This is a genomic window from Acinetobacter sp. 70_2 (assembly GCF_056736115.1).
The window spans coordinates 820,789-837,987 of record NZ_JBWZIP010000015.1; the positions used below are offsets into that span (position 1 = coordinate 820,789).

The 17,199-nt window shown below is 37.8% G+C and carries 16 protein-coding genes and 1 other RNA gene; 13 read left to right on the forward strand and 4 right to left on the reverse strand.

The window, feature by feature from the left end; translation table 11 throughout:
• Window positions 1-60: 60 nt before the first annotated feature.
• Complete coding sequence (glnG, locus tag AC1PJ9_RS12840; protein ID WP_311070706.1) at window positions 61-1,554, reverse strand: nitrogen regulation protein NR(I); 1,494 nt, start codon at window positions 1,552-1,554, stop codon at window positions 61-63.
• Window positions 1,541-2,650, reverse strand: a complete 1,110-nt coding sequence (gene glnL / locus AC1PJ9_RS12845; RefSeq protein ID WP_304400409.1) for a nitrogen regulation protein NR(II) — start codon at window positions 2,648-2,650, stop codon at window positions 1,541-1,543. The genes glnG and glnL overlap by 14 nt, the downstream gene beginning before the upstream one ends.
• Window positions 2,651-2,991: 341 nt before the next feature.
• On the opposite strand from glnL, the gene rimO reads away from it, so the two are divergent.
• From rimO to lpxA, 12 genes are all read left to right on the forward strand, one after another.
• A complete protein-coding gene (gene rimO / locus AC1PJ9_RS12850; protein ID WP_000856678.1) occupies window positions 2,992-4,335 on the forward strand; it encodes a 30S ribosomal protein S12 methylthiotransferase RimO in 1,344 nt (447 codons plus the stop codon).
• Window positions 4,336-4,386: 51 nt separating this feature from the next.
• Window positions 4,387-5,115, forward strand: a complete 729-nt coding sequence (gene pyrH, locus AC1PJ9_RS12855; RefSeq protein ID WP_000852257.1) for a UMP kinase — start codon at window positions 4,387-4,389, stop codon at window positions 5,113-5,115.
• A gap of 85 nt (window positions 5,116-5,200) precedes the next feature.
• Window positions 5,201-5,755: a ribosome recycling factor gene (frr, locus tag AC1PJ9_RS12860; RefSeq protein WP_002049637.1), complete on the forward strand. Its 555-nt coding sequence runs from the start codon at window positions 5,201-5,203 to the stop codon at window positions 5,753-5,755.
• Window positions 5,756-5,759: 4 nt separating this feature from the next.
• Entirely contained in the window at window positions 5,760-6,512 is a 753-nt protein-coding gene (uppS, locus tag AC1PJ9_RS12865) for a polyprenyl diphosphate synthase (RefSeq protein WP_304400410.1), read from the forward strand.
• Window positions 6,512-7,336 carry a phosphatidate cytidylyltransferase gene (locus AC1PJ9_RS12870; RefSeq protein ID WP_304400411.1) on the forward strand — a complete coding sequence of 275 codons (825 nt, stop codon included), beginning with the start codon at window positions 6,512-6,514 and terminating at the stop codon, window positions 7,334-7,336. The genes uppS and AC1PJ9_RS12870 overlap by 1 nt, the downstream gene beginning before the upstream one ends.
• Window positions 7,337-8,533, forward strand: coding sequence for a 1-deoxy-D-xylulose-5-phosphate reductoisomerase (ispC, locus tag AC1PJ9_RS12875; RefSeq protein ID WP_311087454.1), 1,197 nt, complete (start codon window positions 7,337-7,339; stop codon window positions 8,531-8,533).
• 1 nt (window position 8,534) lies between these two features.
• On the forward strand, window positions 8,535-9,890 hold the full coding sequence (gene rseP, locus AC1PJ9_RS12880; protein WP_311087455.1) for an RIP metalloprotease RseP: 1,356 nt from the start codon (window positions 8,535-8,537) through the stop codon (window positions 9,888-9,890).
• 82 nt (window positions 9,891-9,972) lie between these two features.
• Window positions 9,973-12,438, forward strand: coding sequence for an outer membrane protein assembly factor BamA (gene bamA / locus AC1PJ9_RS12885; RefSeq protein ID WP_409070593.1), 2,466 nt, complete (start codon window positions 9,973-9,975; stop codon window positions 12,436-12,438).
• A 41-nt stretch (window positions 12,439-12,479) separates the two neighbouring features.
• Window positions 12,480-12,983 carry an OmpH/Skp family outer membrane protein gene (locus AC1PJ9_RS12890; protein ID WP_263613891.1) on the forward strand — a complete coding sequence of 168 codons (504 nt, stop codon included), beginning with the start codon at window positions 12,480-12,482 and terminating at the stop codon, window positions 12,981-12,983.
• A gap of 4 nt (window positions 12,984-12,987) precedes the next feature.
• Window positions 12,988-14,058, forward strand: coding sequence for a UDP-3-O-(3-hydroxymyristoyl)glucosamine N-acyltransferase (lpxD, locus tag AC1PJ9_RS12895; protein WP_311070722.1), 1,071 nt, complete (start codon window positions 12,988-12,990; stop codon window positions 14,056-14,058).
• 6 nt (window positions 14,059-14,064) lie between these two features.
• Complete coding sequence (gene fabZ / locus AC1PJ9_RS12900; RefSeq protein WP_000140523.1) at window positions 14,065-14,550, forward strand: 3-hydroxyacyl-ACP dehydratase FabZ; 486 nt, start codon at window positions 14,065-14,067, stop codon at window positions 14,548-14,550.
• Window positions 14,547-15,335: an acyl-ACP--UDP-N-acetylglucosamine O-acyltransferase gene (lpxA, locus tag AC1PJ9_RS12905; protein ID WP_263613889.1), complete on the forward strand. Its 789-nt coding sequence runs from the start codon at window positions 14,547-14,549 to the stop codon at window positions 15,333-15,335. The genes fabZ and lpxA overlap by 4 nt, the downstream gene beginning before the upstream one ends.
• A 59-nt stretch (window positions 15,336-15,394) precedes the next feature.
• Here the strand turns inward: lpxA and AC1PJ9_RS12910 are convergent, their stop codons facing one another.
• On the reverse strand, window positions 15,395-16,285 hold the full coding sequence (locus tag AC1PJ9_RS12910) for a YbgF trimerization domain-containing protein (RefSeq protein WP_311087457.1): 891 nt from the start codon (window positions 16,283-16,285) through the stop codon (window positions 15,395-15,397).
• Window positions 16,286-16,601: 316 nt separating this feature from the next.
• On the opposite strand from AC1PJ9_RS12910, the gene ffs reads away from it, so the two are divergent.
• An RNA gene (ffs, locus tag AC1PJ9_RS12915) (signal recognition particle sRNA small type) lies at window positions 16,602-16,698 on the forward strand.
• A gap of 14 nt (window positions 16,699-16,712) precedes the next feature.
• On the opposite strand, the gene AC1PJ9_RS12920 is transcribed toward ffs, so the two are convergent.
• Window positions 16,713-17,195 carry a regulatory protein RecX gene (locus AC1PJ9_RS12920; protein ID WP_311087458.1) on the reverse strand — a complete coding sequence of 161 codons (483 nt, stop codon included), beginning with the start codon at window positions 17,193-17,195 and terminating at the stop codon, window positions 16,713-16,715.
• Window positions 17,196-17,199: the final 4 nt, after the last annotated feature.

A 17,199-nucleotide genomic window follows, 5' to 3' on the forward strand; every position in this document is an offset into this window, starting at 1 on the left:
ATTGAGATAAAGAAAAAGCGGCTAATTTATTTTAGCCGCTTTTTGATTCTTACTTCGCTGTTAGGCTTCTGATAAAGTCGCTTTGTGTTCGTCCTCATCATCGTCATCAGCAGAATCCATTCCTAGCTCTTTTAGCTTTCGGGTTAGGGTGTTACGTCCCCAACCTAATAGCTCGGCTGCATGACGTTTGCGTCCGCGAGTTTGCTGTAGTGCTGCATTAATTAAAGTGCGCTCAAACATGGGCGTAGCAATATCCAAAATCTTCATTTCACCATTCTTAAGCTTTTGAATTGCCCATTGGTTTAGCAATTCATCCCAATGATGTAGCGAAATACGCTCAAATGAAGGTGCAGGTTGGCTAGTTTCACTATTTTTTTGGAGTGGAACTTGTTTGAGTTCAGAAGGTAAATCTTCAGGATAAACCTCACGACCAGTGATCATGACGGTTAGCCAACGACATGTATTTTCAAGCTGACGAACATTACCAGGCCATGGTAGTTGCTGCATATAGTCAGTCGTTTCGGTGCGTAAAATCTTTGGACTTACGCCTAACTCTTTACCAGCTCGAGCCAAGAAGTGTTGAGCTAGCATCGGTATATCTTCACTACGATGTGCTAGTTTAGGAATATGAATGCGAATTACATTTAAGCGATGATATAAGTCTTCACGGAAGCGCCCTTCATTCACCAATTTTTCTAAATCTTGGTGTGTCGCAGCTACAATTCGGACATCAACTTTAACAGGGATATGCCCACCAACTCGGTAAAACTCACCATCGGCAAGTACACGTAACAATCGAGTTTGTGTTTCAAATGGCATGTCGCCAATTTCATCAAGGAAGAGCGTTCCACCATTAGCTTGTTCAAAACGACCTTGATGTTGAGTGTTTGCGCCCGTAAAAGCACCTTTTTCATGACCAAATAATTCCGTTTCGATTAAATCTTTAGGAATTGCTGCCATATTCAAAGCAATAAATGGCTTGGCACGGCGCGGTGAGTGCTTATGTAACGCATGTGCAACTAGTTCTTTACCTGTGCCTGACTCACCATTAATTAAAACGGTAATGTGCGATTGCGATAAGCGGCCAATTGCTCGGAAAACCTCTTGCATAGCAGGAGATTCGCCAATAATTTCTGTCGATTGTAGTGGAGAAGCAGTCTTAGTAGCTTCTTGCTGCTGCAATTTATTGATATGCAAAATCGCACGATTGACTAAAGCTAAAGCTTCATCAATATCAAACGGTTTTGGTAAATACTCAAATGCACCAGTTTGATAGCTAGATACGGCAGACTCTAAGTCCGAATGCGCTGTCATAATAATCACAGGCAAATCAGGATGAGAGTTTTTGACTTTAGATAAGAAAGTTAATCCATCAATGCCTGGCATACGGATGTCAGTTAAGATGACATCAGGCGCATCATGATGTAAACGTTCGAGTGCTGTTTGAGCTTCTTCAAAATTGGTGACGTCAAATCCTTCTTCTTTAAAGGTCTTTTCAAGTACCCATCGCATGGCGCGATCGTCATCAATAACCCATATTTTATTTCGCGACACGGTCTGACTCCCAAGGTAAATATAAGCTAAACATTGTTTTTCCAGGAACTGATTGGCATTCAATCATTCCGTTATGTTGATGCATGATGTTCTGTGCAATACTTAGGCCAAGCCCTGTACCTTTTGCTCGTCCTGTAACCAAAGGATAAAACACAGATTCTAAAATGCTTTCGGGAATACCCGGTCCATTGTCTTCAATATCGACTCTTACGGCAGAGCGGTTGAGTACTCCATTAATGGTGACTAGACGTTGGATTCGGGTACGTAAAATTAATTCAGGCTCTTGATCTGTAAAAAATGATTTATTCTCTGTAATCGCTTGGATTGCGTTCACACTAATATTGAGCATGACTTGAATGAGCTGATCTCGATCGGCTTTTACATCTGGTAGAGACAAATCATAGTCACGCGTAATTTTAATTTTTTTCTTGGTTTGATTTGCGATTAAAGAACGTACACGTTCTAAAGGTTCATGTACATTTACGTTCTCGTAACTTGGTAGTTGTCTTGAACCCAACATGGTATCAGCTAAATTGGTAAGACGATCCACCTCGTTAATAATGACATCTGTAAATTCCGCATAACTCTCGTCGTTTAAGCTCCGAGCAAGTAGTTGGGTTGCACCGCGTATCCCAGCGAGAGGGTTTTTAATTTCATGAGCAACTCCTCGAACTAACTGTCGAGCCACTTGATGCTGTTGAATCAGGTTTTCTTCTTTAGAAATTTTCAACATGCGATCAATTGGATTTAGCTCAATAAGTAAGAGCGGGTGGTAGCTTTTACCTGCATTTAACTGTGAAACCGTATAATCAACATGTAAGTCTTTAAAGTTGACATTAATGACAGCTTCACGACGTGTATAAGGTTGTCCTGTTTTTAGAGTATTGAGTAAAGCTTCATGCGTATTAAAAGTATCATCAGGTGCATGAAGTAAATTTAAAACCGGTTGTCCAGAAGCGCGAAGCAAACTGATGTCAAAAAGTGCTTCACAAGCTGAATTCAAATAAAAAATATTAAAGTTACTATCGATTAATAAAATCGCAGTAGTTAAATTGTCTACCAAAAGGCGATAGTCGATAGGTGTGTGTTGATCCATTAGCGAATCGTTCCTGTCTTAAAATGGCGCAATGGCATCTTCATTGGGTATCGGTATTCACCGTTATAGAACATGAATAATGCAAAATGTACGCCAACTTTGTTTATGGATTATTTTGAGGTTTCAAGCGTAATTAAAGTGCGCTAAAATCGTTCTTAATATCTTTTGGTCAAAAATAGCAGCCTGCTTGCTAATAATAACATGTTCCAACTTGGTGCAATATTGGGTTTTGGTGCAAATATTGGTTGTATTTTGGTGCATTACACAAAGAGTGGGGTTTCCACCTATGCGTGAGACGAGAAAAGACATACAATACGCGCATTCAAGTGGAGCGCAGATTCATGAAGACCCCCAAAGTCGGTTTTGTTTCTTTAGGTTGTCCTAAGGCATTGGTAGATTCTGAACGAATTTTAACTCAGTTAAAGACTGAAGGTTATCAAGTTGCATCAGATTATGATGGTGCTGATTTAGTTGTTGTTAATACCTGTGGTTTTATTGAATCTGCAGTACAAGAATCGTTAGATGCAATTGGCGAAGCCATGAGTGAAAATGGCCGAGTTATTGTTACAGGTTGTTTGGGTAAAGACGAAGATAAAATTCGTCAAATGCACCCTAATGTTTTAAAAGTTACTGGGGCAGCAGCTTATCAGGACGTTATGGAAGCTGTACATGAATATGTGCCAGCACCGCCTAAACATAATCCATTTATTGATCTTGTTCCTGAGCAAGGTATCCGTTTAACACCTAAACATTATGCTTATTTAAAAATATCTGAAGGCTGTAACCACCGTTGTACCTTCTGTATTATCCCAAGCATGCGTGGTGATTTAGTATCACGTCCAGTTGGTAGCGTATTAGAAGAAGCGGCTGCATTAAAACGCGCAGGTGTGAAAGAAATTTTGGTTATTTCACAAGATACTTCAGCTTATGGTGTAGATACTAAATATAAGCTGGACTTTTGGAATGGCCAACCTGTAAAAACCAAATTCTTTGATATGTGTGAAGCACTTGGTCAGCTTGGTATTTGGGTCCGTCTACATTATGTATATCCATACCCACATGTTGATGCAGTAATAGATTTGATGGCTCAAGGTAAAATCTTGCCATATCTCGATATTCCATTCCAACATGCAAGCCCGCGTGTTCTTAAATTAATGAAACGTCCGGCACATAGTGAAAATACTTTAGAAAAAATTAAATTATGGCGTGAAAAATGCCCGGATCTTGTAATCCGTTCTACTTTTGTGGTTGGTTTTCCAGGTGAAACTGAAGAAGACTTCCAGATTTTGCTAGATTGGTTAGTTGAAGCTCAACTTGATCGTGTAGGCTGCTTTACCTATTCACCAGTAGAAGGCGCTACGGCAAATGATTTACCAGATCATGTGCCAGAAGAAATTAAGCAAGAGCGTTACGAGCGCTTTATGCAAGTGCAGCAGCAAATATCTGCTGCCAAATTACAAAAACGTATTGGTCAAACGATGACTGTATTAGTCGATAGTTTGGAAGATGAATATCCTGTTGCTGTTGCACGTTCTTATGCCGATGCTCCGGAAATTGACGGTAATGTCTTTGTAGAAGATATCGATAAGAGCACGATTCAACCAGGCGATATGTTGGAAGTCGAAATTACCGATGCGGATGAATACGACTTATTTGCAAAGTTAATTAAAATTAAATCGGTCTAATCGAATCACGATTCAAAAAGCATTCAGTTTAAGAGGTCTTGGAGCAAAATCATGGCGGAAACAATCAGCCCCCGTTATTCACGAATTTTATTAAAATTATCTGGTGAAGCTTTATCAGGTAATAAAGATATGGGTATTGATGCTCAAGTTTTAGATCAAATGTCACTTTCTATTGCACATTTGGTGGGCTTGGGTGTGCAAGTAGGTATCGTTGTAGGTGGCGGTAACTTATATCGTGGTAGCCAGTTACAAAAAGATGGTTTGGTTGGCCGTGTAACAGGTGACCAAATGGGGATGCTTGCAACTGTCATGAATGGTTTGGCAATGCGTGATGCATTGGTGCGCCGTAACATCAGAACTCGTCTTATGTCTGCACTACCAATTGGTACTGTTGTAGAGTCATATTCAAGTCGTGATGCAATTCGCCACTTAAGCCAAGGCGAAGTATGTGTTTTCGTTGCGGGAACAGGAAATCCATTCTTTACAACTGATACAGCAGCATGTTTACGTGGTATTGAAATTGAAGCAAATTTAATTTTGAAAGCAACCAAAGTAGACGGTGTTTATAATAAAGATCCAAGCAAATATGAAGATGCGGTGAAATACGATCATTTAACATTTGATCAGGTGTTAGATGAAAAGCTAGGTGTTATGGATTTAACAGCAATTTGTTTATGCCGTGACCATAATGTGCCATTGCAAGTATTTGATATGAATAAATCTGGTGCGCTTTTATCAGTTGTAATGGGTGAAAAAGAGGGTACACGCGTTACTAAGTAATGTACGTGTGCTGCAAAGCTCTTTATACTAGCGCTAAATTAAATTTGTTATATACATCCTTGAATAAATAAGTAAGGAAGATCATATGATTAACGATCTGAAAAAAGACAGCGAACAGCGTATGATGAAAACTCTTGAGTCTTTGGAACAAGGGTTTGCTAAAGTTCGTACCGGCCGTGCACACCCATCAATTTTAAATGGGGTAATGGTTCCTTACTATGGTTCTGATGTGCCTTTAAACCAAGTAGCGAACGTTGGTGTTGAAGATTCCCGTACGCTTATCGTTCAACCATTTGAACGTACAATGGTATCTGCAATTGATAAAGCAATTCGTGAAAGTGATTTAGGTTTAAACCCAATTACTGCTGATTCAATTCGTGTGCCTTTACCAGCTTTAACTGAAGAAACACGTCGTGATATGCAGAAAGTTGCACGCAGCGAAGCTGAAAATGCAAAAGTTGCTATTCGTAATATTCGTCGTGATGTTTTAGGTGATATCAAAGCATTATTGAAAGAGAAAGAAATCTCTGAAGATGATGAGCGTCGTGCAGGTGATGATATCCAGAAAATCACTGATAAATATGTTGCGGAAGTAGATAAACGTCTTGCAGCGAAAGAAGCAGAATTGATGAAGGTCTAATTTTATGACCGAATCAGAAGAGTATCATCTTCCTAAGCATGTTGCCATCATCATGGATGGCAACAACCGCTTTGCAAAGAAAAACCAAATGCAAAAAGGTGATGGGCATCGAGAGGGTAAAAATATTCTTGACCCTATTGTTGAACATTGTATAAAAACTAGCGTCCGTGCTTTAACTGTTTTTGCATTTTCGAGTGAAAATTGGAATCGACCACAATATGAAGTCGATCTGCTTATGAAACTTCTTGAAGAAACCATTCATGAGCAAATACCTCGCATGAAGAAATTCAATATTGCTTTGCGTTTTATAGGGGATCGTTCTAGATTACCTTCACATTTAGTTGCCTTAATGGAAGATGCAGAGCAACAAACAGTACATCATGACGCCATGACATTAACCATTGCGATTAGCTATGGTGGTATGTGGGATATTGCAAATGCAGCTAAACAAGTTGCTCAAGCAGTTTCACGTGGTGAAATTGACGCTGATCAAATAAATGTTGATTTGTTCGAAAAATATGTCAGTCTAAACGATCTGCCAGCTGTGGACTTGTTGATCCGTACAGGTGGAGATTTCCGTATATCTAACTTCTTGTTATGGCAAGCAGCTTATGCGGAACTGTATTTTACGGATACTTTGTGGCCGGAATTTACAGTCGAGGAATTTGATCATGCATTGAATGTATTTTCAGGGCGTGAACGTCGTTTCGGTAAAACATCTGAACAAATTCAGCAAGAGAAAATCGAGAATTTATAATGTTAGAGCGGATTGTTACCGCATTGGTACTTGTTGCAGTTGTTTTAGGCTGTATGTTTGCTACGCAATCACATTATCCAATGTTGGTACTTATGATTGTAGCAGCAGCGGTGGCGGGGTATGAGTGGTATAAGTTAATGCCTCATGAAGCTGGCGCCGTAGTAAAGCCTAAAGCATGGGGTTATGGTCTACTAGTTGCCTTTGTTTCAGGCGTTGCCTTATTCTTTCATGACATTGCATTACTGCTATGGTCTGCTTCAATTTTAACTTGGCTCGTTAGTGTTTATTGGGTCAAGTCTTTTCCTGAATTTGATGGGTGGTATAACGCGACCCTTTATGTCATTGGTTTAATTCTTATCTGTGCAGCAGTGACTGCGATATTTGTAGTATGGCAAAGCTCACCATGGTGGTTGATGTATTTGTTCTTGCTTGTATGGGGTGCAGATAGTGGAGCTTACTTTGTAGGTCGTAAATTCGGTAAAAGAAAATTGGCACCTACAGTAAGTCCTAACAAATCAGTAGAAGGTTTATATGGTGGTATTCTCACTACAGTTATTGTCATGCTTGTAGTGCAATATCAATATTTAAATCTAACTTGGGTTCAACAACTGTTATTCCTGATCTTGTCTTTAATCACAGTATTTGGTTCAGTATTAGGTGATTTATTTGAATCAATGATTAAACGCCGTGCTGGTATTAAAGATTCTGGCCGTGTTTTGCCAGGTCATGGTGGTGTACTGGACCGTATTGATTCTTTACTCGCAGCAGCCCCGATTTTTGCAACGGGAATGTATATATTAAAGCTTATTGGTGTAGATTTATAGATGACACAATCTGTTTGCATATTGGGTGTAACCGGTTCTATTGGGCAAAGTACCTTAAAAATTTTAAGTCAACATCCAGATAAGTATTCAGTCTTTGCAGTTTCGGCGCATAGTCGAATTCCTGAACTTGTTGAAATCTGCAAACAGTTCCGCCCTAAAGTTGTTGTTGTTCCTGAAAACAAAATAGCTGAACTAAAAACATCATTTGTTCAACAAAATATACAGAGTATTGATATTTTAGTTGGACAAGATGGTTTGGTTGATATTGCATCACATGCAGATGTTGATGTTGTGATGGCTGCAATTGTAGGTGCAGCTGGTTTATTGCCTACTTTGGCAGCTGTTAAAGCAGGTAAACGAGTATTGCTTGCAAATAAAGAAGCATTAGTTATGTCTGGTGAAATCATGATGCAAGCTGCTCTTGATCATCAGGCATTATTATTGCCAGTAGATTCAGAACATAATGCTATTTTTCAGTCATTACCTCATAACTATTTACAAGTCGATAGAACTGGGCAACCGCAATTAGGCGTATCCAAAATACTGCTAACCGCATCTGGTGGTCCCTTTTTAAATCATTCTCTAGAACAGTTGGAACATGTAACACCCCAACAGGCATGTAAACATCCAAACTGGTCAATGGGGCAAAAAATTTCAGTTGACTCAGCTACTCTTATGAATAAAGGGTTGGAGTTGATAGAAGCGTGTCATTTATTTTCAATATCTGAACATTTTGTTACAGTTGTTGTTCATCCACAAAGTATTATTCACTCTATGGTGCAGTATGTTGATGGTTCAACATTAGCACAAATGGGTAATCCTGATATGTGTACGCCGATTGCACATGCATTAGCATGGCCTGAGCGTTTACAAACAAGCGTTCCTGCTTTAGATTTATTTGAGTATTCTCAACTTAATTTTCAGGCGCCAGATACCCAAAAATTTCCTGCATTGATTTTGGCAAGACAAGCAATGCGTGCAGGTGGTTTGGCACCTACCATTTTGAATGCGGCAAATGAAATTGCTGTTGAAGCATTCTTAAAGGAAAGGATTGGATTTACACATATTCCACAAGTGGTAGAGCATACTTTGCAAGATTTAGAGAATGCAGCAGCTGAGAGCATTGAGTGCATTTTAGATAAAGATAAAGTGGCTCGGTCTATAGCTCAGAAATATATATCAAGTATTGGAGGCTGAAATGAATGCGCTTTTTATGATTGCAGCAGCAGCTCTTTTACTTGGTCCTTTAATAGCCATTCATGAGTTTGGTCATTATTGGGTCGCTCGAAAACTTGGAGTTAAAGTTTTAATTTATTCAATTGGTTTTGGCCCAACCTTACTTAAATGGACATCTAAAAAGTCAGGTATTCAGTATCAGCTTTCTGCTCTACCTTTGGGTGGCTACGTTAAAATGTTAGACGAGCGAGAAGGTAATGTCGCAGAACAAGATCTACCATATGCTTTTAACCGTCAAAAACCATGGAAGCGTATAGCTATTGTTGCTGCAGGGCCATTAATTAACTTAATTTTTGCTGTGCTTCTTTTTTGGGTTTTGTTTTTACCAGCACAACAGCAATTAAATACTAAAATTGGCAAAATTATTCCAAATTCTCCAGCTGCTGCTGCCCAGTTACATGTAGGCGATAAAATTATTGCAGTTGATGGAAAAGAGACTACAACTTGGGAAAAACTAAATTTTGCTTTAATTGATCGTGTGGGTGAAACAGGTACTGTAAATATCGATGTTGATCGTGCAGGTACCGAGAAAAATTTTGTATTACCCATTAAAGATTTTTTAAAAAACCAGAATGATTCTGCACTGGAATTATTAGGTTTCTTGCCTTATCGTCCTATCATTCCTGCTGTTGTAACAGACTTAACAGAAGATGGTGCAGCAATTCGTCAAGGCATGAAAGTAGGTGATCGTATTGTTGCGATTGATGGTCAACCTATGAAAGATTGGTTTGATGTAGTTGAAGTCGTTCAGCGTTCTCCAGAAAAACTACTTAATATTGATGTTTTACGTCATGAGCAGTTGGTACATTTACAGGTTATGCCGCAAGGAAAGCGGGATAATATGGGACAGGTCAATGGTGTCCTTGGTGTAAAAAGTGATGCTGGAAAAATTACAATTCCTGACGAATATAAGCAAACAATTCAATATACTCCAATACAAGCTTTTGAAATGGCACTTGATAAAACTGGCCAAATCTCTAGCATGATTTTGAATTCGATAGTGAAAATGGTTAAAGGATTAATTGGATTAGAAAATCTTTCTGGGCCAATTACCATTGCAAAAGTAGCTGGACAAAGTGCAGAAATGGGATGGGAAACTTTTATCTCCTTTATGGCTTTAATGAGTGTAAGTCTTGGAATTTTAAACTTATTACCAATTCCAATGTTAGATGGTGGCCATCTAGTGTATTACATTATTGAAGCTATTCGAGGGAAACCTGTTTCTGAACAAATACAAATGTTTGGTCTAAAAATTGGTATGGTACTGCTCGGTAGTATGATGCTTTTAGCTTTATTTAATGACTTTATGCGTTTGTAAACGTATATGGATTTATAACTTACTGGAAAAAACTGGCATGCGGCACACACATTTTTTAATGCCTTTGGCACTTGTTAGCGCTATGGCAGCGGTACAACAAGCATATGCAGCTGATGATTTCGTTGTTAGAGATATTCGTGTAAACGGGTTAGTCCGTCTTACTCCTGCAAATGTTTATACCATGTTGCCAATCAACAGTGGCGATCGCGTTAATGAACCGATGATCGCCGAAGCAATTCGAACATTGTATGCCACGGGTCTTTTTGATGATATTAAAGCATCAAAAGATAACGATACTTTGGTTTTTAATGTTATTGAACGCCCAATTATTTCAAAACTTGAATTTAAGGGTAATAAACTTATTCCTAAAGAGGCCTTAGAACAAGGCCTTAAAAAAATGGGTGTTGCAGAGGGTGAGGTTTTTAAGAAATCTGCTTTGCAAACCATTCAAACAGAATTAGAGCAGCAATATACTCAACAAGGTCGTTATGATGCTAGCGTTACTGTTGATACTGTTGCACGACCAAATAACCGCGTTGAATTAAAACTTAATTTTAACGAAGGGACGCCAGCAAAAGTTTTTGATATCAATGTGATTGGTAATACTGTTTTTAAAGACAGTGAAATCAAACAAGTATTTGCTGTTAAAGAAAGTGGTTGGGCTTCAGTAGTCACACGTAATGACCGTTATGCGCGTGAAAAAATGGCTGCAAGCCTTGAAGCATTACGCGCAATGTACCTTAACAAGGGTTATATTAATTTCAATATTAATAATTCTCAGCTTAATATCAGTGAAGATAAAAAACATATCTTTATTGAAGTTGCTGTTGAGGAAGGTAACCAGTTTAAATTTGGTCAAACTAAATTCTTAGGTGATGCGCTTTATAAACCTGAAGAATTACAAGCCCTAAAAATTTATAAAGATGGCGATACCTATTCACAAGAAAAGGTAAATGCGGTTAAACAATTACTTTTACGTAAGTATGGTAACGCTGGTTATTACTTTGCTGATGTAAATATCGTTCCGCAAATTAATAATGAAACTGGTGTTGTTGACTTAAATTACTATGTAAACCCAGGTCAGCAAGTGACCGTGCGTCGTATTAACTTTACTGGTAATAGTAAAACTTCCGATGAAGTATTACGTCGTGAAATGCGCCAAATGGAAGGTGCTTTAGCAAGTAATGAAAAAATTGACTTATCTAAAGTTCGTTTAGAGCGTACAGGCTTCTTTAAAACAGTTGATATTAAACCAGCTCGTATCCCAAATTCACCAGACCAGGTCGATTTGAATGTAAATGTTGAAGAGCAACATTCAGGTACCACCACATTGGCGGTAGGTTACTCACAAAATGGCGGTATCACGTTCCAAGCAGGACTTAGTCAAACTAACTTTATGGGTACTGGTAACCGAGTTGCAATTGATTTGTCTCGTTCAGAAACTCAAGACTACTATAATTTAAGTGTTACTGACCCGTACTTTACCATTGATGGAGTAAGCCGTGGTTATAATGTTTATTATCGTAAAACTAAGTTAAATGATAACTATAACGTTAACAACTATGTAACAGATAGTTTTGGTGGTAGTTTAAGTTTTGGTTATCCAATTGATGAAAACCAAAGCTTAAGTGCATCTGTAGGTATTGATAATACTAAAGTAACGACAGGACAGTTTGTATCTACTTATGTAAGAGATTATTTGTTAGCGAATGGTGGTAAAACTACTTCAAAAAGTACCTATTGTTTAGTAGATCTAGATGCTAGTGGGAACTGTCCAACAGGTCAAACTTCAGAACCTTTTGGAAGCGCATTTGAAGGTGAATTTTTTACCTATAACCTGAATTTAGGTTGGTCATACAATACGTTAAATAGACCGATTTTTCCAACCTCAGGTATGTCTCACCGAGTAGGTCTTGAAATTGGTTTACCAGGCAGTGATGTTGACTATCAAAAACTAACTTATGATACGCAAGCATTCTTACCGATTGGTAATTCAGGCTTTGTACTTCGTGGTTATGGTAAGCTTGGTTATGGTAACGATTTACCATTCTATAAGAACTTTTATGCGGGTGGTTACGGTTCTGTTCGAGGCTATGACAACAGTACTTTGGGACCTAAATATGCCAGTGTAAATTTACAAGAAAACCAAAAAAATGATCCTTCACCTGAAAATGTTGGTGGTAATGCTCTAGTTCAATTTGGTACTGAGTTGGCATTGCCTATGCCATTTAAAGGTGATTGGACTCGTCAGGTACGTCCTGTACTCTTTGCTGAAGGTGGTCAGGTCTTCGATACCAAGTGTAATATCGATAACACTGTTTATGGCAAAAAGGGCATGATTATTAATGGTCAGTCAATTTCAGATGTTAAAAAATATTGTGAAGATAACTACGGCTTCGATTTAGGTAACTTACGTTATAGCGTGGGTGTGGGTGTAACCTGGATTACTATGATTGGACCATTGTCACTTAGCTATGCATTCCCGTTAAATGATAAACCGGGTGATGAAACTAAAGAAATCCAGTTTGAAATTGGTCGTACTTTCTAAGTACGACTTCATTGAACAACGAAATAAGGAAAGAAATTTATATGAAAAAATTAAATACATTAATGTTAGGGTTAGGCTTGACGGTGGCTTCAGTAGCAGCTAATGCAGCTGGTTATGGTGTAATTGATCTCGCTAAAGTTGTTGAAAGTAGTACTTATTTGAAGCAACAAAATGCAAGCTTAAACCAGTCTGTGAAACCTACAACGACTAAACTTGAGCAATTGGGTAAAGAGTTAGAAGGACTTCAACGTCAAGCTCAAACTCAAGGCCAAAAAATGAAAGAAGATGAGATTAAAAAATTACAATCTCAGTATCAATCAAAGTTAAATGAATTTAATTCAACACAGCAGGGTTTACAGTCTAGAGTTCAAACTAGCTTGCAAAGTATGAACACAACTTTTGAGACTAGAGTTAAACAAGCTGCTGAGCAGTTACGAAAAGAAAATAATCTTGACTTTATTTTGAATAAAAATTCAACTGTTGCCTATGACGCTAAGTATGATTTAACTGATAAAATGATACAAAAGGTTAATTCAATGAAATAAATTAATGAAAGTGCAACAATATCGTTTAGATGAATTAGCTCACCTCGTTAAAGGTGAGCTAATTGGTGAAGGTAGTCTTCAATTTTCAAACCTAGCAAGTTTAGAAAATGCAGATGTTAACCATCTTACTTTTGTAAATGGTGATAAATATCTCGAACAAGCTAAAGCAAGCCGCGCGGGAGCTTTTATTGTTACCGCTGCTTTAAAAGAACATCTTCCTGAAAAAGATAATTTCATTATTGTTGATAATCCTTATCTTGCTTTTGCAATCCTTACTCACGTATTTGATAGAAAGCTTACTTCAACAGGTATAGAAAGTACTGCTCAAATTCATCCATCTGCTGTTATTTCCGAAACCGCATATATAGGACACTATGTAGTTATTGGTGAAAATTGCGTAGTGGGTGATAATACAGTCATTCAGTCGCATACTAAACTTGATGACTATGTAGAAGTTGGAAAAGACTGTTTTATTGATTCTCATGTCACTATTACAGGCAGTTCTAAATTACATGATCGTGTACGTGTTCATTCAAATACTGTAATTGGTAGTGAAGGTTTTGGTTTTGCTCCATATCAAGGGAAATGGCATCGTATTGCTCAACTAGGTTCAGTTATCATTGGTAATGATGTCCGCATTGGATCAAATTGTAGTATTGATAGAGGTGCTCTTGATAATACAATTTTGGAAGATGGGGTAATTATTGATAACCTTGTGCAAATTGCACATAACGTTCATATTGGTTCAAATACTGCTATTGCAGCTACGTGTGGTATTGCAGGAAGCACAAAAATTGGCAAAAACTGTATTCTAGCTGGGGCATGTGGAGTCTCAGGTCACCTTACAATTGCTGATAATGTGACTTTAACCGGAATGTCAATGGTCACAAAAAATATTTCTGAAGCTGGAACTTATTCTTCAGGAATTGGGTTGTTTGAAAATAGTCATTGGAAAAAGACAATTGTACGCTTGCGACAATTAGCAGATGTGCCATTGACCCAAATCACTAAACGACTTGATCATATACAAGCTCAAATAGAGTCTCTTGAATCAACTTTTAATTTGCGTAAATAGAATATTATGACCGAGTCAACTACACCTAAATTTGCCATCCCTGAATTACCAATGCAGATTCAAACGATTCGTCAATATTTGCCGCATCGTTATCCATTCTTATTGGTTGATCGTGTGACTGAAGTTACTGACAATAGTATTGTTGGTTATAAAAATGTTTCTATCAATGAAGAGTTTCTACAAGGACATTTCCCAGAATATCCAATTATGCCTGGTGTTCTAATTGTTGAAGCACTCGCTCAAGTTTCAGGCGTTCTAGGTTTTATTATGAACAATGAAACACCAAAACCGGGTTCTTTGTTCCTGTTTGCTGGTGCAGAAAGAGTTAGATTTAAAAAACAAGTAGTTGCAGGTGACCAACTTGTATTAAAATCTGAGTTGGTAATGCAGAAGCGCGGCATTTACAAATACAATTGTACAGCTAGCGTTGATGGCATTGTAGCAGCAACCGCTGAGATTATGATTTCACACCAAAAAACAGAGCAGGCATGAGTAATCACGATTTAATCCATTCTACCGCCATTATTGATCCATCTGCAGTGATTGCTGCAGATGTTCAAATAGGACCTTATTGTGTTATTGGTCCTCAAGTGACTATTGGTGCTGGTACTAAATTACATTCTCATGTGGTAGTAGGTGGTTTTACCAGAATTGGCCAAAATAATGAGATCTTCCAGTTTGCAAGTGTTGGTGAAGTTTGCCAAGACCTCAAATATAAAGGTGAAGAAACTTGGCTTGAAATTGGTAACAACAATTTAATTCGTGAACATTGCAGCTTACATAGAGGCACTGTGCAAGATAATTCATTGACTAAGATAGGTAGTCATAACCTATTGATGGTCAATACACATATCGCACATGACTGTATCGTAGGTGATCACAATATTTTTGCCAATAATGTTGGTGTCGCTGGACATGTGCATATTGGGGATCATGTTATTGTGGGTGGTAATTCTGGAATTCATCAATTCTGTAAGATTGATTCTTACAGCATGATTGGTGGGGCCTCACTAATTCTTAAAGATGTACCAGCCTATGTTATGGCGTCTGGTAATCCTGCTCATGCTTTTGGTATAAATACTGAAGGTATGCGAAGAAAAGGTTGGTCTAAAAATACAATTCAGGGCTTAAGAGAAGCTTATAAATTGATATTTAAATCTGGATTGACCTCTGTTCAAGCTGTTGAGCAAATTAAAAGTGAAATTTTGCCTTCTGTTCCGGAAGCTCAATTATTAATTGACTCGCTTGAACAATCTGAACGCGGAATTGTGCGTTAATTTTTAATAAGATATAAAAAAGGCACTGTTAAAAACAGTGCCTTTTTTATATGTTTAAATTATTTCTTAAAGAATTTAACTTCTTCAGATTTGGGATATTGAGTAAGTAGTTTGTTCTTATATTGATTTGCTGACACAGTATTTTTATCAACATCTTTCGCAATACTATACAGCTGATACAGTGCTCGAGGTGCCTTACTAGAGTTTGGATATTGGCTAGCGACAATATTGTAGTTTTTCTTCGCTTCATTGTAGTTCACTGGGTCTGTAGCTAAATGAAACTCTGCTAACCAGAAATAGGCATTACCTGTATAAATACTATTAGGATGGTTTTTAATAAAGTTTTGCATCGGAGCAATTGCTTTTTTTGCTCCACCTTGTTTGTAAGCATCTAAAGCTACTGTATAAGCGGCTTTTTCTAGCTCAAGTGGATTTGATTGATTTTGGGCCGCGGTGACTGGTTGAGCGTTTGTTACGGGTGCACTAGGTTGTTGTTCAGAGGTGGTTGGAGTAGGTGGAGCTGCAACTACTTTGTTGCCATCTGTAGGCTGAGATTGAGGTGCTGATGTATTAGTAGAAGTGGTGCTATCAGCAGTCGTATTTGAGCTATCTTCTTGTGTAGCACTGTCAGGGTCAACTTTTTGATGTAACAATTCTAGACGTTGATCTAAATCAGTATAGCGGTTCGCAAGGTCTTTCTTTAATTGCTCAATATCATTCGCTTGTTCTTCTAACTGACCTCTTAAAGTACGGACATCATTTTCTAATTGTTGGTTTTTTTGCATCAATTCCCAGTTTAAATTTGTAGGAACTGAAATATTGCTTGAAGAAGTATTAGATGCACTACCATCATTTTGACTTAAACCACGAGACTCGATAGGAATGTTTGCGTATAGAGAAGTGGTACTCATTAAGGCAATAAATAATAAAGAATGCTTCTTCATTTGCATGTGTATAAATCCATAATTTTATATAAAAGCCACCTTGATACAGGAATATAAAAAACAATTCTCTAAATATCTAAGGTTTTTCATTAATCAATGCAATTAAAGCAGTTAACAGTTTAAATGCAAGGATAGTTTACAATCTTCAAGCATATTTTATGCAAAATACGAAAAGAGCATAAGTTCAGAAAATTACATTTTTAGGGTTTTAAGCTGTTTTTGCTGATGAATTAATCAATCGAAACAAAAACTTGCTGAAAAAGACAGAGAAGGGTTGCAACTCTTTTAAAAATCTCTATACTTTGTTTTGCAATGGTAGCCCCGCTGGTGGCTTCGCAATTGTACTCTGTGAACCCCGCCAGGACCGGAAGGTAGCAACGGTAGCAGATCTATGATGTGCCGAAGTTTTGCTAGTGGGGCTGCCACCTTTCTTTTAATCCAATTTTCTTTGGATCGCTTTTAAAATTACATCTAAATCAAATCCTCTATATTGTAGAAATCTGATCTGTTTTGCTTTAAGTTTTGGATCTTTCTCTACGGCTTCTCCAAACTTTTTAACTTTAAGTTGATACGCCTGTTCTACCCAATCAATTTCTTGAATTTCATCGGCGATTAAATCATTTTCTATCTGTTTTGTTTTTAAAGCTTGTTGAATGCGTTTTGGACCTTTGCCTTTACGAATCTGGCTAGCCAATGTTAATTCCGCAACACGCTGGTCACTTTGGTAATTTTGTTCAGATAACTCTTCAACAAGTTGTTTCACTTCTTCTATATTTTGTGCATAACGAGCTAATTTCTCAATCAATTCTGCTTTAGAGTAGTCTCGGCGAGTAAGTAAAGCAAAAGCATATGAGCGTAAGCGCTGGCCAGTAAGAGGAGGGCGCTGTTGAGATTGCTCATCGTTTCTTTTGAACATATAA